Source organism: Thermincola sp. GK-1 (assembly GCF_059412445.1).
Genome location: NZ_JBSQAT010000004.1, coordinates 24,349 through 45,289, shown reverse-complemented (window position 1 = coordinate 45,289; position 20,941 = coordinate 24,349). Strand labels below are relative to the sequence as shown.

Here is a 20,941-nt window from a genome sequence, read left to right as displayed (position 1 = left end):
TCCTGCACTTTAAACCAAATTAGCCCATTTTTTCAACCAATCCGCCTTCACTTCCCCGAAGACATGCTCCTCTTTAACAGAAGTTAATTTCACGGTGACAAATTCCCCCTTTAATTCATTGCCGCCGGGGAAAGCAACCGCCAGGTAATTATCGGTAAGACCTTCCATATAATGCAAGTCGGCCTCCAGCCTTTGCTCGACCAGGACTTCCATTTCCCGGCCCAAAAAGCGGCGGGCAAATTCGCGGCCCATTTCTTTACCCAGCTCAATAAGCCTGCTGCTGCGCTCCTCTTTCGTTTCCGCCGGAACCTGCCCGGGGAAATTTGCCGCCGGCGTGCCCTTACGCGGCGAGTATTTGAAAACATGCAAGCGGCTGAACCCCAGAGCTTTAACATAGTTATAAGTGTTGTCAAACTGCTCGTCGGTCTCTCCCGGAAATCCGACAATTATGTCCGTTGTGATAGCAATGTCGTCAACCATAGCCCTGATGGAGTTCACCAGTCGGGTAAACTCGTGAGTATTATACTTGCGGTTCATTTTTTCCAGGACTGCATCATCACCGCTCTGCAGAGGAAGGTGCAGGTGACGGCAGATTACCCGGTTGTCCGCCATGGTAGCAATCAAATGCGGGGTAACATCCTCCGGCTCCACGGAACCCAAGCGCAGCCGGCGTAAGCCTTTTATCCGGGCAAGATCGGCAACCAACGCCGCCAAGTCATACCCGTCGTCCCTGTCCCGACCGTAAGCTCCTATATGGATGCCCGTCAGAACTATTTCCCTGAATCCTTCGCCAACGAGACGCTCCGCTTCCGCGATAACTTTGTCCCTTTTCCGGCTGCGCACAGGACCTCGGGCATAGGGAATGATGCAGTAGGTGCAAAAATTGTTACAGCCTTCCTGGATTTTCAGAAAGGCCCGCGTTCTTGATTCATAATCAAGAACAGGCAATTCTTCAAACTCCCGTGCCTGCATAATGTCTTTCACCAGGTTAACGGGAGTATCCTGTCTTTTAAAGTCCTCCACACATTCAACAACTTTGCTCCGGTCGCTGGTGCCGATCACCAGGTCCACCCCTTCTATGGCCGTCACTTCCCCGGGAGAAGTCTGGGCATAGCAGCCCATTACAGCAACAATGGCATCGGGGTTGTTGCGTTTGGCCCGCCTGATCATCTGCCTTGATTTGCGGTCTCCCAGGTGCGTAACGGTACAGGTATTTATCACGTAAACATCAGCTTTATCAGAAAATTCGACAACCTGGTAACCTTGCCGCCGGAACAGGCTGGCCAGCGCTTCTGTTTCGTATTGATTAACTTTACACCCAAGGGTATGAAAAGCCACCTTTTTCATTACGCCATTCCTCCCAGGTCTCCCAGTTGGTACAGGACCATGGTTATTGCCGCTATGCCTGCCGTTTCCGTACGCAGAATCCGCCTGCCCAGGGTAACAGGGACCACCCCTTTGCCCTTGGCTTTTTCAATTTCCGCCTCGGTAAAACCGCCTTCGGGGCCGATAAAAATCCATACCTGCCCCCTGTTATTGTAACTCCGCAAGACCTTTTTTAACCCCGTACCTACGGCATCCTCCCATGGAATCACCGCCAGAACCCCATCCGGTATTAATTGCAAGGCCTCATCAAAGCCCGTCAGGGGCGAAACTTCCGGTACCTTGTTACGACGGCACTGCTTGGCTGCCTCCAAGGCCACCCGTTGCCACCGTTCGCGCCTTTTGGCCGCTTTCTCCTCTGTCAGTTGAACAACACTGCGGGTGCAGGACACAGGTATAATGCGGGTGACGCCAAGCTCCACGCCTTTTTGAATGATTAGCTCCAGCTTGTCTCCTTTAGGCAGCCCCTGGCACAAAATTACTTCCAGGGGTGGTTCCCGGTTAACGGAAGTTTCAGTAACAATTTCACATGTAATCCGCTCCGGGGCTATTTGAGTTATCCGGGCTTCATACTCCGTCCCCGCTTCGTCAATGAGGGTCAAGCAATCCCCCGGCTGCATCCGTAACACTTTGCTGATGTGCCGGACATCGGACCCAACTATGAAAACCTGAACCCCCTTAACCTGTTCATCTTTTACAAAAAACCTGGCCATGGTTATGCCTCCTTGACAGCCAGGACTGCGGCCCAATCGCCGGACTCTCTGGTCTTTCTGTGCTTAAAACCGTTTTCCTCCAGCCACCGGTAAATGTCCGGCAGCCTTTCGACAAATATTCCCGAAACCAGCAGCAGCCCACTATCCTTTAATTTCTCTTTTGCCTGGGGAATAACCTCTTTTATTACATCCGCCACAATATTGGCCACCACTATATCGGCAAGTTCCGTTTCACCGGCCAGCAAATCGCCCAATTTCACTTCCACCTTAGCAGCAACACCGTTTAAAGCTGCGTTTTCCCGGGCAACTCTGACAGCCACTTCATCTATGTCGATAGATACCACTTCCGCACCCAACTTGGCGCCGGTAATGGCCAGGATGCCAGAACCGGTACCCACATCATAAACCTTATGCCCTTCCCTGATAATGTCCTCCAGGAATTCCAGGCATAAAACCGTTGTAGCATGGGTTCCCGTTCCGAAAGCCATACCCGGGTCAAGTTCTACAATTATATCACCCGGCGCGGGAACTACCTCTTCCCAGGAAGGCTTGATAAGTATGGAGCGGCCCACCCGAACAGGTTTATAATAAGCCTTCCAGTTCTCTGCCCAGTCTTCTTCCTTGACGGTGGCATATGAAATGTTTTTAATGCAGCCGGGCAACAGGTAGGTATTGAGATAATCCAATCGCTGTTTCATATCTTCCAGCCTGCGTGGCAGATTTTCATTTACAGGGAGGTAGAGTCTGACAAAAGCATTCTCCCCTTGGGTAAGGTATTCGGGCAATTCATAAGCGTCCCAGCTTCCTTCTTTGATTTTATTGATTACCATTTGCGGGTCTTCTATGGCGACACCACCGGCTCCGACTTCATCGGCTATATTTGCTACAGCTTCCACTCCTTCCGGAGCAGACTCGATAATTATTTCCTGCCAGTTCATAAGTCAGCCTCCTTCCGGCCCATAAGTCACAAATTTAAAGCCCCGGAGTCCGTTCAGACCCGGAGCCCTTTTGCTGCCTATTAATGGAATTTCCAACGGGCTAACCCATAAACGCATCTTTCATCTTTTCGAAAAAGCCTTTTTCCACTCCCTGCGGGTGTTCCCCAAAAGTGGCCGCATATTTGCGCAGCAGATTTTTCTGCTCCTCGGTAAGTTTGGTTGGCGTTTGGATAACCACTTTTACGTGCTGATCCCCGCGTCCGTATCCATGTAGATCGGGAATGCCCTTGCCCCGCAGTCGGAAATAGGTCCCTGACTGGGTCCCCTCGGGTATCTTGAGTTTAACCTTTCCGTCAAGAGTCGGCACCTCTATTTCATCCCCCAATGCAGCCTGGGGAAAACTAATGGGAATTTCACATATAACATCATTGCCTTCACGGGTAAATATTTTATGAGCCTTTACCCGCACATAAACAAATAGGTCACCGGGAGGGCCACCTCTCAAGCCTGGCTCCCCTTCGCCGCTCACCCTGAGCCTTGAACCGGTATCAACACCGGCAGGAACCCGAATGTGAATTTTCTTCTGTTTGCGTACAATACCTTCGCCATGGCAAGACGGGCAAGGCTGGTCAATAATCTTCCCGCCGCCATGGCATTTATCACAGGTCCTTGTCTGGACGAACCTTCCGAAAGGCGTATTCTGGGCATACTGTACCTGTCCTGATCCGTGGCAAACATCACAAGTCCTGGGCTTGGTTCCTGGCGCCGCGCCGGTCCCGGCGCACTTGCCGCAGGTCTCGTTCTTAGTGATGGCAATATCCTTCTCCACGCCAAAGGCAGCCTCTTCAAAAGTAATATCCAGGTTATACTTCAAATCAGCGCCTTTTACAGGCCCGTTCCTGCGGCGTCCACCACCGCCGAAAAACATTTCAAAGATATCGCCAAAGCCGCCAAAATCTGCTCCCGAAAACCCGCCGAAACCTTCAAATCCGCCGAAACCGCCCTGGCCGTTCATACCGGCATGGCCAAACTGGTCATACTGCCTGCGTTTTTCCGGGTCGCTAAGAACCTCGTATGCCTCAGTTACTTCCTTAAATTTGGCTTCCGCCTCTTTATCTCCCGGATTCATGTCGGGATGGTACTTGCGGGCCAGTTTACGATATGCCTTTTTAATTTCCTGTTCGGTAGCATCTTTGCTGATCCCCAGGACCTCATAATAGTCCCGTTTACTCATTACTTATCACCTTTCCTACCGGGGTTAAAGCTGAACTGCTAAAAAGAAATTAGAAAAGCCAGGTAGATACACCAGCTTTTCTATTATATCATAAACATTCCGGTTTTGGTGACCTGGGAAAGATTATTTTTTCTCGTCTTCGTCAACAACTTTATAATCGGCGTCGACGACGTTATCTTTTTCTTTGCCTGTCTCTGCGCCACCGGCAGCGCCGGCTCCCTGCGCCCCCTGTGCCGCCTGCTGTTGATACATGGCGGTAGTCAATTCGTACAGGGGCCCGGTCAGAGCTTCGGACTTGGCTTTAATTTCCTCAATGTTATTCCCTTTGAGGGCCTCCTTCAATTCATCAACGGCCTTTTGCACCTTATCGACCAAGGCCTTATCGGCCTTATCGCCAAAATCTTTGATTGTCTTTTCAGCCTGGTAAACCAGAGAATCAGCCTGGTTCCTGGTTTCGGCCTCTTCCTTACGCTTTTTGTCTTCTGAAGCATGAGCCTCAGCTTCTTTAACCATCCTGTCAATTTCCTCATCGGAAAGTCCGGAAGACGCGGTAATGGTTATCTGCTGCTGGTTGCCGGTAGCCATATCCTTGGCCGAAACATGGACTATACCGTTGGCATCGATATCAAACTTGACTTCAATTTGCGGAATACCGCGCGGAGCGGGCGGAATTCCGGTAAGTTGGAACCTGCCCAGGGTCTTGTTGTATGCTGCCATTTCCCTTTCACCCTGTAGGACATGGATCTCTACAGTAGTCTGGTTATCAGCGGCTGTAGAGAAAATTTGGCTCTTAGAAGTCGGAATGGTGGTATTCCGTGGAATAAGCTTGGTAAATACGCCACCCAGTGTCTCAATACCCAGGGAAAGCGGTGTTACATCCAGCAACAAAACGTCTTTTACTTCACCGGCCAATACCCCGCCCTGGATGGCGGCGCCCATAGCCACAACCTCATCGGGGTTGACGCCCTTGTGGGGTTCTTTGCCCAGCAACTTCCGGATAGCTTCCTGCACCGCCGGTACCCGTGTGGAACCGCCGACCAGAATTACTTTATCGATCTGGTCAGGGGTTAAACCCGCATCAGATAAAGCCTGACGGGTTGGGCCCATGGTTTTTTCGATCAGGTCAGCAATCAGCTCTTCAAATTTTGCCCTTGTTAATGTTATATCAAGGTGTTTCGGACCTGTCTGGTCAGCAGTAATAAAGGGTAGGTTGATGTTGGTGCTGGTAACACCGGACAGTTCTATTTTAGCTTTTTCCGCAGCTTCTTTGAGCCGCTGCATGGCCATTTTATCATTGCGCAGGTCAATACCGTTTTCTTTCTTAAACTCTTCTACCAAATAATTTATGATGCGTTCATCAAAGTCATCACCACCCAGATGGTTATTCCCGCTGGTGGCTTTTACTTCAAACACCCCGTCGCCCAGCTCCAAAATAGACACGTCAAAGGTACCGCCACCCAGGTCATAAACCAGAATTGTCTGGTCCTCACCTTTATCCAATCCGTAAGCAAGAGCTGCTGCTGTAGGCTCGTTAATAATGCGCAGAACTTCCAGTCCGGCGATTTTGCCGGCATCCTTGGTAGCCTGACGTTGGCTATCAGTAAAATAAGCCGGCACAGTAATTACGGCCTGGGTGATAGTTTCTCCCAGGTAAGCTTCTGCATCAGCCTTCAGCTTCTGTAAAATCATGGCTGAAATTTCCTGGGGGGTGTAATCCTTGCCGTTTATATGCACTTTATAGTCAGAACCCATGTGCCGCTTTATAGACATGACCGTCCCTTCCGGATTGGTAACGGCCTGACGCTTGGCCACCTGGCCCACCAGTCGTTCACCTGTTTTCGAAAAAGCTACTACGGACGGTGTGGTCCGGCCTCCTTCAGCGTTGGGAATTACCGTGGCTTCTCCACCCTCCATAACAGCCATACATGAATATGTAGTTCCTAAGTCAATTCCTAGTACCTTACCCATTTACGAATCCCTCCTAAAAATATGATATCCCTTTTAAAAAATTAATTAATTCTTTTTAGATTAATATTAGCTGTTTTTCGCCACTTTAACCATTGCCGGGCGGATAACCTTGTCATGCAAGTAATAACCCTTCTGTACTTCTTCAACCACAGTGTTATCGGGATGGTCGGGTGATTCTACGCCCATTACCGCCTCATGCTTGGTCGGGTCAAATTCAGTCCCCACGGCTTCGATGGGTTTAACCCCCTCTTTTTGCAGGACATCCTGTAACTGCCTGAAAATTAAGGAAACTCCCGCTAAAAAGCTCTCTAAATCTTGTCCCTCAGCTTTCAAAGCTCTTTCAAAATTGTCCAGCACAGGTAGCATGTTCTCCACTAACCGACAGGCCCCGTATTTCAATATTTCTTCCCGCTCCTGCCGGGCCCGACGGCGGAAGTTTTCAAAATCTGCCTGGGTCCTCTGCAATAACTGCAGATATTCATTAGCCTCTGCTTTGGCCTTGGCCAGTTCCTTTTCAATGTCCGCCTGTCCTTCCCGGTCCGGAGTCGCATCGGCAGGGGTATCCCCCTCTGCTCCTTCGCCGGCATTTTCTATATCCTGAGTACCGGCGGCGTCCGGGGCATTATTTTCGCCTGTAACCGCTGTTGTATCGGCATTGGCGTTAACGGAATTTTCCGTTTCTTTTTCATCAGGCAGTCCGTTATCGGCTTGGCCCGTTACCTTCTCTTCCTGCATTATCAACCCTCCCAGTCAAAGTTTTCCTTTCCTGTTTTGTGCTCAGGTTTTTCTTCCTTTTTCTTGATGATGGTATCTATCCGCAGAATAGCCTCAGCTACTTCTCCCGCCGCTCGTAATGCATGCAGTTTAACCAGCGTGGGGTCAACAACGCCGAGTTCCAGCATATCGGCAACATCGCCCGTATCACAATCAAGGGAAAGGGAATCTTTACCTTCTGTAACCTGTGCAGCAATTACATCACCGATTTTCTCCAACGGGTTAAAACCTGCATTGGCCACAATTTGCGAGAAAGGCCTTTTCAGGGCTTCTACCACACAATCAACACCGTAGGCGGCCATGCCGCGGATACTTTCCCTGACCTTTTCCACTTCCCGGGCTACGGCCAGTTCCACTGAACCTCCACCGGGCACTATTCCGCCACGCACCGCTGCCTGTACAGAAGCGGCGGCATCTTTGGCAATACGTTCTCTTTCCCCTACTACCTCTTCCGTGGCAGCGCCCACCAACACTGTGGCCATAGGCTTACCTTTCCCGCCCAGAATGCAGATATGCTTTAATTTTTCATCTTCGTAAATCTTTTCCGCCATACCCAAAATCTTGGCCAGCTCTTCAACGGGCTTTTTCAAGCCGGTTCTTTTAATCGGGCGAGCCCCCACGTGTTCCGCAGCTTTTCGCAGTTCCTTGTTGGAAATCCGCTGCACCACCATAATCCCCGCATCTGTCAGCACTTCTTCCGCTATGTCTTCTACTCCTCGGTCTACAAGTACAACATTGACACCCAGATCAACAATCTTATCGAGATTTTCCCTGAACTGCCGCTGTAATTCCTGGTACCGGGCAAAGCCCGCTTCTGTGGCCAGGGCTTCGTCCTCTATTTCCTCCGGCTCCAGGGCATCGTCGATAACCAATACTTTGGCGTCAATCACTTCCCGGGGCATATGTTTGCTCAGGCGCTCCTTGTTAATCAGAACGCCCATAAACACTTCATTATTGGCTCCTTCCTCGGCAGTGATGATATCCGAAAGCTTAAATCCAGAATCTTTAAGTTTTTCGGTTCCAATCATGCCGGCAGCCTTTACCACCAGGCTGGCAATGTCGTCATAACCCCTTCCGGCAACAAGAGCAATCTGGTGCAGTATCGGGTCATCGGCGCCAGAAACAGGTCTTGATTTTTTTTCGACCAGCTCCAGCGCTTTCCTTACCCCTACCCGGACGCCTTCAATAACTCTGGACACCGGCACACCTTTAATTACCTGTTCCACACCGCAACCTACCAAAGCACCGGCCATCACTGTAGCGGTGGTAGTGCCGTCTCCTATTTCCGCCTGCTGGGCTTTGGCTATATTAATAAGCATCTTGGCCGCAGGATGGTTAGCCTCCATCGTGGTAAGGATGGTAACCCCATCATTGGTTATCACCACTTCCCCAAATTTATCCACCAGCATAGTATCAAGTCCTTTTGGCCCAAGGGTCCCTTCTACGGCCGATGCAATAGCTCTGATAGCATTTGAATTGGTCACAAGGGCGGCCAACCGTTCATCCACATCGGAACCGGCGCTGGCCTGCTGTTTTAAACTCATGCAGCGAATCCTCCTGACTACATAACTCTTTATCTTTTCTTGTAATAATCATGCAGTACCTCAGACAGGTACTGGGTGACAAATTCCACCATGGCAACTGCCTTATCATAATGCATGCGCGTCGGCCCGATGAGACCGATAGCTCCAACAACCTCCCCCTCGATCTGGTAAGAGGCTGTAATCATACTGCACTCTTTAAAGCCTTCAAGCTCATTCTCGCCGCCGATTTTTATAGTAACGCCGGCTTCATTTTTACTGGACTCCTTGAGAAGGTTTCTCAGTAAGGAATCCTGTTCTAACAGGCTGAGCAGGGTTTTGACCTTATTTATATCCCTAAATTCCGGCTGGTTAAAAATGTTCAGAGTCCCGGCCAAATACACCTTTTCTTCCGAATTAAGGTCTAAGGTCCCCTGCAGTAAATCCATGGCCGCATCAAAAATATGCTCATTTTTGGCCAGTTCGGAGTAAATTTCCCGTATTAGGGTCATTTTTATGCTTTCCAGGGTCAGGCCTTGCAGTTTAGCATTGAGTACCCTGCTGATATGCTCCAGATCAGCCGGCGTTAAGCTCTCTGCAATGTCTATCATCCGATTGCGGACCACACCGACGGAAGTAACAACCACAACCAGGGCTTTCGCGCCCTCCAGGGGTATAATTTGCACATGCTTTATAGCGCCTCCAGTGTTGGGGCCCAGTACTACGGTAGTATAATTGGTCAGCGAGGACAAAATCCGGTTGGTTTGTTCTATTACCTGGGCCACTTCGTTCACCCTGGTCGCAAGCCCCCGGGTAATTGCATCTTTTTCGTTCTTAGTAAGTTTGCTCTTTTTCATCAGGCAGTCCACATAGTAGCGGTACCCTAAATCTGACGGGACTCTGCCTGCAGAAGTGTGGGGCTGTTCTATATATCCAAGCTCTTCCAGGTCAGCCATTTCGTTTCTGATGGTAGCGGGGCTGACGCCGAGCTTATATTTACGGGCTATAGTCCGTGAACCGATAGGTTCGGCAGTAGCAATGTAATCTTGAATGATAGCCAGTAAAATCTGTTTTTTCCGCTCATCAAGCATCACATTCACCCCAGTTTGTTAGCACTCTAACCCGTTGAGTGCTAAAATATCTAATTAAAAAATACCATCGAAAGCCCCCTTTGTCAAGAAGTAACCAAAGACCGGCAATTTAGACAAATTCGGCAAAAACTTCATTGGCTAAGGGCAATCCTTTCCTGGTCAGGCGCAAAAAAACATCCCTCTTTTCTACCAGTCCTAACCGTTCTAGTTTATCCAAAGCAGCCGGAAACAATTCTTCAATGCTTTGACCAAAACGCTGCCGAAAATCCTTCAAATTCAGCCCATTAATCAAGCGCAAACCCAGAAAAATTGTCTCAGAAATTTCCCCGTGCCGGTCAACAGGATTCCGCTCTGCAACAGGCAGCAACCCATCATTCAAGGCAGTACAATACTCGTTAAGGCCGGGTCTGTTAGAAAAACGCACGCCGTGCAAGTAAGAATGGGCCGCCGGCCCAAGGCCCAGGTATTCCTTGTTGGCCCAGTACCTCAGGTTATGGGCAGAGGCCTTCCCCGGGCGGCAGAAATTGGAGATTTCATAATGCTCGTATCCTGCCGCCCTTAAAGTATCTATGGTATGAAAATACATTTCCACTTCCAGGTCTTCGTCGCCCGGGGGCAGTTGCCCCTCTGCCTGTAGCCTGGCCAAAGGGGTCCCCTCTTCTATCTTCAGTCCGTAGGCAGAAATGTGTTCCGGCCCGAGTTCCAGCACCCGCCGCAATGTATCCGACCAGTCATGCATCCCCTGCCCCGGAATGCCAAAAATCAGATCTATATTTATATTGTCAAAACCTGCTTCCCTGGCCAGGTAAAAAGCATGGGCGGCTTCATCGGCCCGGTATATTCTGCCCAGAAACCGCAACAGGCTGTCATTCATCGATTGAATACCAATGCTTAACCGGTTGCAGCCAAAAGCCTTCCAGTTATTCAGTTTTTCCCGGTCCAAAGTGCCGGGATTGGCTTCAACAGTGACCTCCGCCCCGGGGACATAATCAAAAAAACTTCCTAAATTGCCAAAAACGGCTTCCAACTGGGGTACAGACAACAGCGAAGGGGTTCCCCCCCCTATATAAACAGAAGCCAGCTCTTTATCTTTTCCGGACAGTTGTTGCCCGTACAACTCAATTTCTTTTAACAACGCAGAAACATATGACGCAGTCAAACCTGCGTCATAAGGATAAGATATAAAATCACAGTAATTACATTTTTTTACACAGAACGGTACATGAATATAAAGGCCTATTGCCATAATTTAACACCTTGCCGAAGGTTCTATTCAAGCTTCAGTACAGCCATAAATGCTTCCTGCGGAATCTCCACGTTGCCCACCTGCTTCATGCGTTTTTTACCCTCTTTCTGCTTTTCCAAGAGCTTTCGTTTCCGGGTAATGTCACCGCCGTAACATTTGGCCAGCACGTTCTTCCGCAGAGCTTTTACCGTTTCGCGAGCGATAATCTTGTTTCCTATGGCCGCCTGAATAGGAATTTCAAACATGTGCCGCGGAATTAATTCCTTAAGTTTTTCCGCCAGTTGTCTTCCTCTTTGGTAAGCCCGGTCCTTGTGTACTATTGAAGACAGAGCGTCAACTACTTCGCCGCCGACCAAAATGTCCAGTTTGACCAGGTCCGATTCCTTATAGCCGGAAAATTCGTAATCAAAAGAGGCGTAACCCTTTGTCCGTGACTTTAACAAGTCAAAGAAATCGTAAATAATCTCAATAAGAGGGAGTTCATAATGAAGCATGACCCTGTTTTCGCTAAGGTATTCCATATTGATAAAGGTGCCCCGTTTCTCCTGGGCCAGTTCCATCACCGAACCAACGTAGGTGTTCGGTACCATAACAGTAGCCTTCACATAAGGTTCTTCCATTTTGGCGATGTTTTGGGGCGGCGGTAGGTTGGTCGGATTGTCCACATCAATAACTTCGCCGTTAGTTTTGTGTACCTTAAATATTACACTGGGCGCTGTGGTAATCAGATTTAAACCATATTCCCGCTCCAGGCGTTCCTGGATTATTTCCATATGCAGCAGCCCCAGAAAACCCAGGCGAAAACCGAATCCCAGCGCCACCGAATTTTCGGGTTCAAAAATCAGTGAAGCATCGTTAAGTTTCAGTTTTTCCAAGGCATCCCGCAAATCGTCGTAATCAGCCCCGTCAATCGGATACAGACCACAGAAAACCATGGGTGTAATCTTCTTGTACCCTGGCAAGGGCTTATCAGCAGGCCTGTCGGCTTCGGTAACCGTATCACCGACCCGGGTATCCTTCACATTCTTGATACTGGCGGCAATAAAACCCACATCACCGACGGATAACCGGTCTACCTGTGTCATATAGGGCTTGAAAATCCCCACTTCGTTTACCTCGAAGGTCTTGCCGGTAGCCATCATTTTTATTTTCATACCCGGGCGGATAGACCCGTCCACTACCCTGATGTAAACAATAACTCCTTTATAAGGGTCATAATGGGAGTCAAAAATCAGGGCTTTTAACGGCGCCGCAGCATCGCCCTTCGGCGGCGGAACCTGCCGGACAATCCGTTCGAGAATCTCCTCAACCCCGATACCTTCCTTGGCAGATGCCAGAATCGCGTCACTGGCATCGAGGCCGATAACCTCTTCGATCTCCTTTTTGACCCTCTCCGGTTCCGCACTGGGCAAGTCGATTTTGTTGATAACCGGAATAATTTCCAAATCATGTTCCAAAGCAAGGTACACATTGGCCAGGGTCTGAGCCTCAATTCCCTGAGCCGCATCCACTACCAACAGGGCTCCCTCGCAGGCAGCCAGGCTACGGGATACTTCATAAGTAAAGTCAACATGTCCGGGAGTATCGATCAGGTTTAAGGTATAAACATTGCCGTCTTTAGCCGGATATGTAAGTCTCACGGCCTGGGCTTTAATAGTTATCCCCCGTTCCCGTTCAAGGTCCATTTGGTCCAAAACCTGGTCGGCCATTTCCCGCTGCGACAGGGTGCCCGTATACTCCAGCAACCTGTCGGCCAATGTGGATTTGCCGTGGTCAATATGGGCAATAATGGAAAAATTACGGGTAAAGTGGTGTTTCTTATCCTCTCCCATTAACATTTCCTCCAAATCACTGCGTAGATCTTAACTTTTTAATTATAGCACCTGAGGTAAGACCTATCAACTTATTACCCAAATACCCATCCCCACTATCGTCAGCAGTTGAACCAGTAATCCAAACCGGCCACCCGCTTTGCGATGGGGTATCCAACCGGAATGAGAAGGAAAATACCTTTTGGAAATTAGCCTATAATAATACAACGGTATTTCTATATCCGGAAGAACACCGGCCACTGACCCCACCAGGCAACTGAGACCCGGCCGGTAAGCAAAAAACCATAAAGCAAATAATAAGCTGCCGCCCATTACATCTATTAAGCAGTTTATTACTTTTTCATGGTCACGGTGAGGAATCAGGTCCATTATAATGTGGCTGGCCAACCCGGCAATAAAAGCCTTTAGCGGATGACCGGTAGCAATTCCGATGGTTGCTCCGACTACCAAATGCGTTGAATAGTACAATGACAACTACCTCCTACCTATGTTAAGCGGCTCTTTTTACCTTCCTTTTAATTATACCCAAAACCATGTCGGCTTCTTCCAGTTTTAAAAGAAAAGTTACGCCAACATAGGCAGCTAAACCAACTACAATGGCCATGCCCACCTGAATCATTTGATTTACTTTCTGTGCCGTGTCCAGAACGGAACCTGAATAGTACGCAGCTCCATAAGCTGCAGCTCCCATAACAGCAGAGGCCAGTACAATGAGAACAAAAGAACGCAGGATACTCCTCGCCCCTAACGGACCAATTTTTTTCCTCAACAGAATCATCAGTACCAGCATATTGAATATCCCGCTCAGGGAATAAGCCAGCGCCAGACCTCCCTCAGCCATCGGCCCCATCAGGGTAACGTTAAGCAGGTAGTTTACAACAATAGTAACACAAGCGACGAGCAGCGGGATCAGAGTGTTATGTATAGCGTAAAAAGCCCTAGTTATGACGAGAATAGCTGACTGGGCAAAAAGCCCAATGCAATAAAAAATCAGCGCATAAGCAGTCCTTTCAGTAGCATCGGGTCCGAATTTCCCCTGTTCAAAAAGCAGCCTGACTATCGGCATACTGAGAACCATTAAACCGGTAGCCGCCGGGATAATAATGAGGAAAATGGACCTTATGCCAAGAGAAAGAGTCTTTTTGAACTCGGAAATTTCATTCCTGGCCACCTGAGCCGTCATGGTGGGAAAAATAGCTACGCCAATCGAACCGGCAAAAACGCCCAGGGGCAACCACATTAAACGGTTGGCCATCCGCAATGCCGTGATACTGCCGTCAGATAAACCGGATGCCAGGTTTTGGTTAATTATAAGGTTTATCTGGTTCGCCGCCAACCCCAGCACTGCGGGAAGCATAAGGACAAACAACCGCTTGACACCGGGGTGCCGCAAGTTTAATACCGGTTTATACCGTAAACCCTTTCTCACCAAAACAGGCAGTTGGACCAGGAAATTACCTATGTGGCCGGCCACAACACCGATAGCAAAAGCAGCTATACCAAATTTATGAGCCAAAGCCAGTCCGAAAACAATAATAGACAGGTTGTAAATAATGGCGCCAAAAGCCGGAGCTTTGAAATGCTGGTAGGAATTCAATATCCCCATCATCAGCCCGTTTAAGCCCAACAATAAAAAGGCCGGAAACATAATGCGCGTAAGCTTCACCGTCAAATCAAGGGTCTCCCCTTTAAACTTGTATGCAACCAGGGGAACCAATTGGCGAGTGAAAATCATGCCGCAAACAATGCCCACGGTCATGACTATGACCACCAGATTTATAACAGTGCTGGCTACCTCCCAGGCATCCTTTTCCTCGTTTCGGGCCACGTAACTGGAGAAAACAGGAATAAAGGCTGAACTTAACACTCCCCCTACCAGCAGGTTATAAAGTAAATCCGGGACCGTAAAAGCAGCTATGTAAGCGTCTGTTACCGAAGTTTGTCCAAACTTGGAAGTCAGGGCTATTTCCCTTACGTAACCGAGGACCCTGGATACCAGCATTGCCACCATCAGCATACCTGCCGCCTTGGCTACTGTTTTCCCTGTTGACATGAATAATCTCCTTTCATCTCCCCTTGTTATACCTTTATTTAATATACCACTTTTGGGATGCGCCGGAAAGAAGAATTATTGAAAAGTTGCATGATTAACGGTCAAGGTAAGCATGGAACCTACAGGTAACTTCCGTAGCCTTTTCCCGGGCGTTGTTGTAAAGTTGCTCAGCTTTGATGAGCGACCGGTTCCAAAGGCTATTCGCCCGGTCGCCCCAGTATTTGAGGTAAAATATAGCCTTTCCCTCCGGGTCTCTAATACCGAAGTTGTCACCAAATACTGACACAGTAACTGTTTCCTCCCGAAGGTTCCAGGTAACAGGCTGCGGAATCTCCGTAGCTCCCGTCATTGCCAGATTGGCCCGGTAGGCTTTATTTACGCCCAGTAAAATCAAAATAAAACCTGCCAGAATAAAAATGAACATCTTGGTCCGATCCATCAGCGATTCCTCCAATATAGGGTTTTCCATGACGCAGAATTTTTCTACATAATTTAGTTTACCCACATTTAGTTTACCCACCCAGCCGTTTCCCAAACTTTTGTCTAAATCTTAGGTCCATAAAAGGGACCAGAAAAAGAGAAAAGACCTAGCTGAAGTATAAAAAAATGAAACAAGCATATAAATTAAAGTACCCAAAAGTTTAGGAGTGGTCCCCTTGCGAGCTCATTCTTTAAGGAGAATATCCCCTCTACTAAAAAGTATGGGCATATATTTATTAATTGTCGTTATCCTTTTCGCCGGATTAGGTTCCCGGTTTCTTTCGGATACCAATGCCATGGTAGCTCCGGTGTTCAAAAATTTAAACAGTGACACTGTTAGCAAAGGACTGCCACTGGTAAATAAATTAAACAGCGCAACGCTGAAAAACCTGCTTTTTTCCAACATACCGGCTCTTAAAGAAGCCAGCGACGACGGTAACTTGCACCACACCCAATGGAATCCTTTTAGTTTTTTCCTGTTTGTTTTGACAGGCATAAAACTTGATGACCCGGTGAACTTTCTGCAAGCCGAAGTCCCGGTAATGAACATGATTCCAATTGAGCAGGACAATCTGGACGATGCCGAACCTGATTCAATAACCGACCCGCCCCACCCCAACCCGCAAGCAGAGGAACAGAAAATAAAAAATGACATCCGCGCAGATTCGCCGCTGGTAGCCTTCTACTGTACTCATTCCAGCGAAACATACCAACTGACGGAAGGCATCGCCCATGTTAAAGGAAAAGCGGGAGCCGTTATGGAGGTAGCAAAATCTATCGCGCAAAAAATACAAGATAAATATAAAATCCCAACAATCTACTCCGATAAAATTCACGATACCGCATTCAATAAATCATATGTGGAGTCCCAGAAAACAGTAAAAGACTTGCTGGCCAACAATAAATCTCTGCGTATGCTCTTTGATATTCACCGTGACAGTTCTCTGCCCCGTGAGCGTACCCAGGTGCAAATCAACGGGAAAAGTTGTGCCAAAGTATTAATTGTTGTAGGCACCGATGCCCGGGCTGAACACCCTAGATGGAGGGAAAACCTGGCCTTGGCCAGAAAACTTGCGGCTAAAATGGATGAACTGTATCCGGGGCTATCCCGCGGGATATCAGTCAAAAAGGGGCGTTACAACCAACAATACAGCACCTCCGCTCTCCTGCTGGAAATTGGTAGCTTAAACAACACTAAAGAAGAGGCTTTAAACTCTGCCTCCCTCATAGCCGATGTCATCGTTTCTTTGCTCAACGACGAAAAATAACTAAAAGCCAGGCCGATACCACAAGTGAAAGGCCCAAACCACCGGCACAGACCTCGCAACAGCCATCGCCACTTAGGTGATTTGGACCTTATGTGCTTTCGGTTATTCCAAAAATAACTTTTTTATTGCAGAAACAGATTTGTGAAGACTTTTCTTCTATCTTAACAAAGTAGGCACAAATGCATCGATGAGTCCTACCACAAAGGCTGTCAACAGCGCGCCGATGATGCTTACACTTAAATAAGCAGGAACAATGTATTGGGCCAGGTAAATAACCACAGCAGATGTAATAAAGCCAACAATGCCCCTGCCCTGTGGTGAAATTTTATCGCCCATGATACGCTCAATCAGGAAACCTATAATAGCTATGACTGCTGCGGCAATCAAAGCTCCGGTAAACCCTGCCACCTTAATTCCCGGCAGTAAGGCTGCAACCAGCAACAATACTAACCCGGAAACAATAAACCTGACAATGAAGCCTATCCAACTCTGCATATTCTTCACCTCCTATAAAGCTTTTCAGGAATATAATTCTCCAAAAAAATTATGTCTATACGTTTTTGCCCTTGCTTTTTTATTTACCACGTGGTAAAATGTAGTGTGTTATTCAAGGAAATTATAAATTTCGATAGGATAAGCGTTCTTTTAAGGAGGTGAAGCCCATGCCAAATATTAAATCTGCTATGAAAAGGGTAGAAATCACCAAAAAAAGGACTTTACGGAACAGCGCCATCAAGTCTTCTGTTAAAACAGCTATCCGCAAGTTTGAAAATGCTTTGGAAAACGCTAATATCGATGAAGCTAAGGCTAAGTTGACTGTTGCCATTTCGGCCCTTGATAAGGCAGTCACTAAGGGCGTTTTACATAAAAATTCCGCTGCCAGAAAAAAGTCCAGATTGGTCAAGAAATTACAAAAGGTGCAAGGTTAATAAAAAGCATGTCCATGCGGACATGCTTTTTATATTGCCCTTTCCTGTCGGCAGAGATTTACGAAAAGAAGTTCCAGGGCAAGGACGGGTTCGCGGTAGCTGGTTTTAATTGAAATATCCGTCTCAAGGATTTTTTCCAGGGCCTGTTCCAGTTCTTCCCGGCTAAAGTTTTTCGACTGCCGGACACATTTCCGGGCCACGTAGGGGTGAATCTGCAGTTGAGTGGCTACCTGTTTCTCGGCATAACCGGTCAAGTACAGCGTTTTCGCCTGCAAAAGTGTCCGGAAATGCTTGGCCACCATAAACAAAAGCCTCACGGGCGGCTCCCCGTAAATAATCATTTCCCTCATCAACTGAATGGCCTTTTGGGAATTCCGCTCACCGACAGCATCGACAAGTTCAAAAATGCTTAAATTCGTAGTTTTGCTGACTAACTGGAGAACATCTTCCCTGTTAATAACCTTTCTTTCCCCTGTATAATTAAAAAGCTTCCGGAGTTCCGCATCCAACATTCTTAGATTGCTGCCCACTGCCGCCACCAGTTCGTCAATGGCTTCGGTTTCTATGTTTTTCCCCATCCCGTTGATCCTGTTTTCAACCCAATCGTTTAATTCAGTATCTTTCAGAGGCGTAAATTCCACCGCCATACCTGTTTCCTGAACGGCCTTAAAAAGCTTCTTTTTCCGGTCCACGCTGTCGGAAGTAAATATAAGGCAGGTTGTGTCCAGCGGTTGTTTACAATATTCTATCAGCAACTCTTCCTGACTTTTGGCCTGGTCGCTTTTTTCACCGGTTTTTTTCTGCGCTTTAAAAAGGTCCGCATTTTCTATTATCACAACCCGTTTATCAGACATAAACGGCAGCGTCGTAGCAAGTCTGACGATGTCTTCAGGAGAAACATTTTTGCCCTCTACCACATCCATGTTAAAATCCCTGACATCAGGAGGAATAAGTTGATATTTGAATTTTGCCAACACCTCTTCCAGCAAAAAAGTTTCTTCTCCCCAAAAGAGATAAACGGGTAAAACAACCTTCCTTTTCAGATTGTTCATCAAAGCTTGGTAGCTCAATCCATGCCCTCCTTCCGAAACGCAGAAACCCTTATACTTTTTCCGTCGCTCAGGCAGGTAACCGCTCCGGTACGGTCGGTACGGTAAACCATGGCGCCCCTTTGTTTCAATTCTTCAATAACTCGTCGGTCAGGGTGGCCGAAATAATTCGGTCCGACAGAAACCACTGCAATATGCGGTCTTGTTTTATCGTAGAAGCGGGAATCAAAAGAGCCTTTACTGCCATGGTGCGGTACTTTTAATACGGTAGCTTTTAACGTACCTACTTCCGCTTCTGCAGCTTCACTACAGTAATAATCTATGGCCTCCTGCTGGATATCCCCCGGAAACAAGTAGGTAACTTGGCCATATGTCAATTTCAGTACCAGTGAATTGTTGTTGACATCGGATACAGTGTTTTCGAAGTTCTTCCGAGGCGGCCCCAATATTCTCAGTTGCAACCCGGGTTCCAAAACAATTTGCTTCAGCCGCCCGGCATTGATGAAGGGAATGTGCTTCCTTTTCAGCAAAGCAAATACCTGGCGAGCCTCTTCTGAATCTTCCCACTCTCCGGGCACCAAAACCTGCTTTATAGTAAATTCGCCGGCCAATCCGGCGATTCCTCCTATGTGGTCCCGGTGGAAGTGAGATAAAACCAGCAGGTCTACCTGCTGCACACCCATACTGCGCAAATATGGCGTCAAAACCGTCCTGCCCGGGTCGAAGGATTTTTTCAACCCCAAACTTCCTCCTGTATCAATGACAAGTACATACCTGCGTGGGCCGATAACCACAGCGCAATCCGCTTCGCCCACATCCAGGAAAGTGACGTTTAATCGCTTGGCAGGCAAGATTACGCCGAACCAGACAAAAATGCACATAAGAAATAAAGCCAACGTGACTGCACTCCTGCGGTTTCGTTTGTAAATCCATAAAACCCGCAAGTAAAGCAATCTTTCCCAATAGAGGGCGCCCAATAACACAAGTATCCCGTACCAAATCACCAATTCCCAGAGGCGGGGGCTTTGTATGTTATAAACAGCTACGGGCAACCGGCCGACGATCCAGACTATCCACCTGACAACCTGTAACAAACAGGAAGTCCCTGTATTCAGCAATACAGCGCCGGGTAAAAAAAGCAAGCCAACCGTCAGTGACGTGCAGGCCAACAAAATAATTAATGTAATGAGCGGAACAACCAGGAGATTGGCCAGAACTGAAAAAAGAGGCAGATAATTAAAATAATAAATTAACAAAGGCATCGTACTAATCTGGGCAGCACATATTACCGCCAGGGAACCTCTTAAAGCCGCAGGCATAAATCCAATCAGGTTTTTAATGGGCGATGTCAGATATAATATGCCCCAGGTGGCGGCAAAGGAAAGTTGCGCTCCTGTGGTAAAGAGATTGGCCGGGTTCCACATCAGCAGCAGCATACATGCGGCGCTTAAAGAAACCGGCCAACTGCTTTTCCTGCCCAGAACACTGCCCACCAACGGCAGACAGGCCATTACCGCCGCCCGTAGTACCGAAGGGCGCCATCCCGTCATCAATGTGTATAAGAACAGAACTGCCAACGCAACCAAAATATGAACCCGTTTCTTTCTAATCCGCAAACAACGGAGCAAGACCTGCGTTCCGGCCATGACCAGGCCGACATGAAACCCGGAAACAGATAAAACATGAATTACCCCGGTTTTTTGTAGGTCGGTTTTAAAATCCCCGTTTAAATTACCGGCGCCGCCAAACAACAATCCATCTACAACATAATAATCCTGTTGCGGTAAAGAACGCAGGGCTATATCCCGCAGTTTTTCTTTTATTTTTATTGCTCCCCCGGTAACTACGCCGGCTACGGTTTTCCGGCCCATACCAACGGTGGTCACCTTTTCGGGATACATGATCCCGCTGATACCCTGCTGCCGGCAGTAGCTCCGATAGTCAAACTGCCCCGGATTCGAAGGTGGCGGCGGAGATTCGAGAACTCCCCGAACACATAGTATTTCCCCATACCTGTGGATTTTGCGGCTCTTTGCCGCGGTAGCCGGAACAGGGGTGTTCCGGAGCTTTACTAATATTTTTGCGCTGATTTTTTCAGTATCTTTATTTCCTCCCTTCAGCTCATTAATTTTGAAGATGTAATCTGTCGTATTTTCCCTTACCACCGGTTCCTCGCAAATCATACCGCAAACTTCTATATTTTTGTTCACCAGATAACGGTCGGCAGTTACCAGCCGGTCAAGAGCATAATGCTGCCGCAAAGCCCCCAGAAAAACAAAGGCCAGCAAAATATAAACAGAAGTTTTGCGCCAGGAAAAAAACTTGTTAAACAGGACCAGCGAAGTAGATAAAATCAAACCTGAAATCAAAAGGCCCCTGGGCAGGGGCAGGTAAGTGGCAGTGATAATACCTAAAATAAAACATGCCGTATAATGGACAAAAACCTTTTCCATAGCAGATACC

At 48.0% G+C, this 20,941-nt stretch carries 18 protein-coding genes; 2 read left to right on the top strand and 16 right to left on the bottom strand.

Annotated elements, in window-relative coordinates:
* Window positions 1-9: 9 nt before the first annotated feature.
* The 13 genes from mtaB to ACSNJE_RS04835 all read right to left on the bottom strand — a co-directional run bounded on the left by mtaB (window position 10) and on the right by ACSNJE_RS04835 (window position 15,257).
* Entirely contained in the window at window positions 10-1,347 is a 1,338-nt protein-coding gene (mtaB, locus tag ACSNJE_RS04895; protein WP_052218636.1) for a tRNA (N(6)-L-threonylcarbamoyladenosine(37)-C(2))-methylthiotransferase MtaB, read from the bottom strand.
* A complete protein-coding gene (locus ACSNJE_RS04890) occupies window positions 1,347-2,096 on the bottom strand; it encodes a 16S rRNA (uracil(1498)-N(3))-methyltransferase (protein ID WP_052218637.1) in 750 nt (249 codons plus the stop codon). Before ACSNJE_RS04890 ends, mtaB begins: the two co-directional genes overlap by 1 nt.
* A 2-nt stretch (window positions 2,097-2,098) precedes the next feature.
* The gene (gene prmA, locus ACSNJE_RS04885; protein WP_495252126.1) at window positions 2,099-3,034 is read right to left on the bottom strand and encodes a 50S ribosomal protein L11 methyltransferase; all 936 of its coding nucleotides are present in this window, start codon (window positions 3,032-3,034) and stop codon (window positions 2,099-2,101) included.
* Between the two features lie 100 nt (window positions 3,035-3,134).
* Entirely contained in the window at window positions 3,135-4,268 is a 1,134-nt protein-coding gene (dnaJ, locus tag ACSNJE_RS04880; RefSeq protein ID WP_495252125.1) for a molecular chaperone DnaJ, read from the bottom strand.
* Between the two features lie 123 nt (window positions 4,269-4,391).
* Window positions 4,392-6,236, bottom strand: a complete 1,845-nt coding sequence (gene dnaK / locus ACSNJE_RS04875; RefSeq protein ID WP_013121287.1) for a molecular chaperone DnaK — start codon at window positions 6,234-6,236, stop codon at window positions 4,392-4,394.
* A gap of 66 nt (window positions 6,237-6,302) precedes the next feature.
* Complete coding sequence (grpE, locus tag ACSNJE_RS04870) at window positions 6,303-6,971, bottom strand: nucleotide exchange factor GrpE (protein WP_474773904.1); 669 nt, start codon at window positions 6,969-6,971, stop codon at window positions 6,303-6,305.
* Window positions 6,972-6,973: 2 nt separating this feature from the next.
* The gene (locus ACSNJE_RS04865) at window positions 6,974-8,554 is read right to left on the bottom strand and encodes a TCP-1/cpn60 chaperonin family protein (RefSeq protein WP_474773903.1); all 1,581 of its coding nucleotides are present in this window, start codon (window positions 8,552-8,554) and stop codon (window positions 6,974-6,976) included.
* 29 nt (window positions 8,555-8,583) lie between these two features.
* Window positions 8,584-9,624, bottom strand: a complete 1,041-nt coding sequence (gene hrcA, locus ACSNJE_RS04860) for a heat-inducible transcriptional repressor HrcA (protein ID WP_495252124.1) — start codon at window positions 9,622-9,624, stop codon at window positions 8,584-8,586.
* A 106-nt stretch (window positions 9,625-9,730) separates the two neighbouring features.
* Entirely contained in the window at window positions 9,731-10,867 is a 1,137-nt protein-coding gene (hemW, locus tag ACSNJE_RS04855; protein WP_495252123.1) for a radical SAM family heme chaperone HemW, read from the bottom strand.
* A 23-nt stretch (window positions 10,868-10,890) separates the two neighbouring features.
* Entirely contained in the window at window positions 10,891-12,699 is a 1,809-nt protein-coding gene (lepA, locus tag ACSNJE_RS04850) for a translation elongation factor 4 (RefSeq protein WP_013121292.1), read from the bottom strand.
* A 66-nt stretch (window positions 12,700-12,765) separates the two neighbouring features.
* A complete protein-coding gene (locus ACSNJE_RS04845; RefSeq protein WP_013121293.1) occupies window positions 12,766-13,167 on the bottom strand; it encodes a hypothetical protein in 402 nt (133 codons plus the stop codon).
* Window positions 13,168-13,189: 22 nt separating this feature from the next.
* The gene (gene murJ, locus ACSNJE_RS04840) at window positions 13,190-14,752 is read right to left on the bottom strand and encodes a murein biosynthesis integral membrane protein MurJ (protein ID WP_052218643.1); all 1,563 of its coding nucleotides are present in this window, start codon (window positions 14,750-14,752) and stop codon (window positions 13,190-13,192) included.
* Window positions 14,753-14,846: 94 nt separating this feature from the next.
* Complete coding sequence (locus ACSNJE_RS04835) at window positions 14,847-15,257, bottom strand: hypothetical protein (RefSeq protein WP_474773901.1); 411 nt, start codon at window positions 15,255-15,257, stop codon at window positions 14,847-14,849.
* A gap of 151 nt (window positions 15,258-15,408) precedes the next feature.
* On the opposite strand from ACSNJE_RS04835, the gene spoIIP reads away from it, so the two are divergent.
* The gene (spoIIP, locus tag ACSNJE_RS04830; RefSeq protein ID WP_495252122.1) at window positions 15,409-16,500 is read left to right on the top strand and encodes a stage II sporulation protein P; all 1,092 of its coding nucleotides are present in this window, start codon (window positions 15,409-15,411) and stop codon (window positions 16,498-16,500) included.
* Window positions 16,501-16,656: 156 nt separating this feature from the next.
* Here spoIIP and ACSNJE_RS04825 read toward each other — a convergent pair whose 3' ends face one another.
* Window positions 16,657-16,995: a phage holin family protein gene (locus tag ACSNJE_RS04825; RefSeq protein WP_013121297.1), complete on the bottom strand. Its 339-nt coding sequence runs from the start codon at window positions 16,993-16,995 to the stop codon at window positions 16,657-16,659.
* A 167-nt stretch (window positions 16,996-17,162) separates the two neighbouring features.
* Between ACSNJE_RS04825 and rpsT the strand changes: the two genes are divergently transcribed.
* Window positions 17,163-17,429 (top strand): 30S ribosomal protein S20, encoded by a 267-nt coding sequence (gene rpsT / locus ACSNJE_RS04820; protein WP_013121298.1) that lies wholly within the window; start codon window positions 17,163-17,165, stop codon window positions 17,427-17,429.
* 29 nt (window positions 17,430-17,458) lie between these two features.
* On the opposite strand, the gene holA is transcribed toward rpsT, so the two are convergent.
* Together holA and ACSNJE_RS04810 are read right to left on the bottom strand one after the other, a co-directional pair.
* Window positions 17,459-18,499 carry a DNA polymerase III subunit delta gene (holA, locus tag ACSNJE_RS04815; RefSeq protein ID WP_474773898.1) on the bottom strand — a complete coding sequence of 347 codons (1,041 nt, stop codon included), beginning with the start codon at window positions 18,497-18,499 and terminating at the stop codon, window positions 17,459-17,461.
* Window positions 18,496-20,931 (bottom strand): DNA internalization-related competence protein ComEC/Rec2, encoded by a 2,436-nt coding sequence (locus ACSNJE_RS04810; protein WP_495252121.1) that lies wholly within the window; start codon window positions 20,929-20,931, stop codon window positions 18,496-18,498. The genes holA and ACSNJE_RS04810 overlap by 4 nt, the downstream gene beginning before the upstream one ends.
* Between the last annotated feature and the right edge of the window lie 10 nt (window positions 20,932-20,941).

What these genes read in the sequence shown, in the direction of transcription:
- lepA (WP_013121292.1), bottom strand. Translation starts at nt 12,699, where the DNA reads ATGGGAGAGGATAAGAAACACCACTTTACCCGTAATTTTTCCATTATT.
- dnaK (WP_013121287.1), bottom strand. Translation starts at nt 6,236, where the DNA reads ATGGGTAAGGTACTAGGAATTGACTTAGGAACTACATATTCATGTATG.
- grpE (WP_474773904.1), bottom strand. Translation starts at nt 6,971, where the DNA reads ATGCAGGAAGAGAAGGTAACGGGCCAAGCCGATAACGGACTGCCTGAT.
- ACSNJE_RS04865 (WP_474773903.1), bottom strand. Translation starts at nt 8,554, where the DNA reads ATGAGTTTAAAACAGCAGGCCAGCGCCGGTTCCGATGTGGATGAACGG.
- rpsT (WP_013121298.1), top strand. Translation starts at nt 17,163, where the DNA reads ATGCCAAATATTAAATCTGCTATGAAAAGGGTAGAAATCACCAAAAAA.
- prmA (WP_495252126.1), bottom strand. Translation starts at nt 3,034, where the DNA reads ATGAACTGGCAGGAAATAATTATCGAGTCTGCTCCGGAAGGAGTGGAA.
- murJ (WP_052218643.1), bottom strand. Translation starts at nt 14,752, where the DNA reads ATGTCAACAGGGAAAACAGTAGCCAAGGCGGCAGGTATGCTGATGGTG.
- ACSNJE_RS04825 (WP_013121297.1), bottom strand. Translation starts at nt 16,995, where the DNA reads ATGCAGAGTTGGATAGGCTTCATTGTCAGGTTTATTGTTTCCGGGTTA.
- ACSNJE_RS04810 (WP_495252121.1), bottom strand. Translation starts at nt 20,931, where the DNA reads ATGGAAAAGGTTTTTGTCCATTATACGGCATGTTTTATTTTAGGTATT.
- mtaB (WP_052218636.1), bottom strand. Translation starts at nt 1,347, where the DNA reads ATGAAAAAGGTGGCTTTTCATACCCTTGGGTGTAAAGTTAATCAATAC.
- hemW (WP_495252123.1), bottom strand. Translation starts at nt 10,867, where the DNA reads ATGGCAATAGGCCTTTATATTCATGTACCGTTCTGTGTAAAAAAATGT.
- dnaJ (WP_495252125.1), bottom strand. Translation starts at nt 4,268, where the DNA reads ATGAGTAAACGGGACTATTATGAGGTCCTGGGGATCAGCAAAGATGCT.
- ACSNJE_RS04890 (WP_052218637.1), bottom strand. Translation starts at nt 2,096, where the DNA reads ATGGCCAGGTTTTTTGTAAAAGATGAACAGGTTAAGGGGGTTCAGGTT.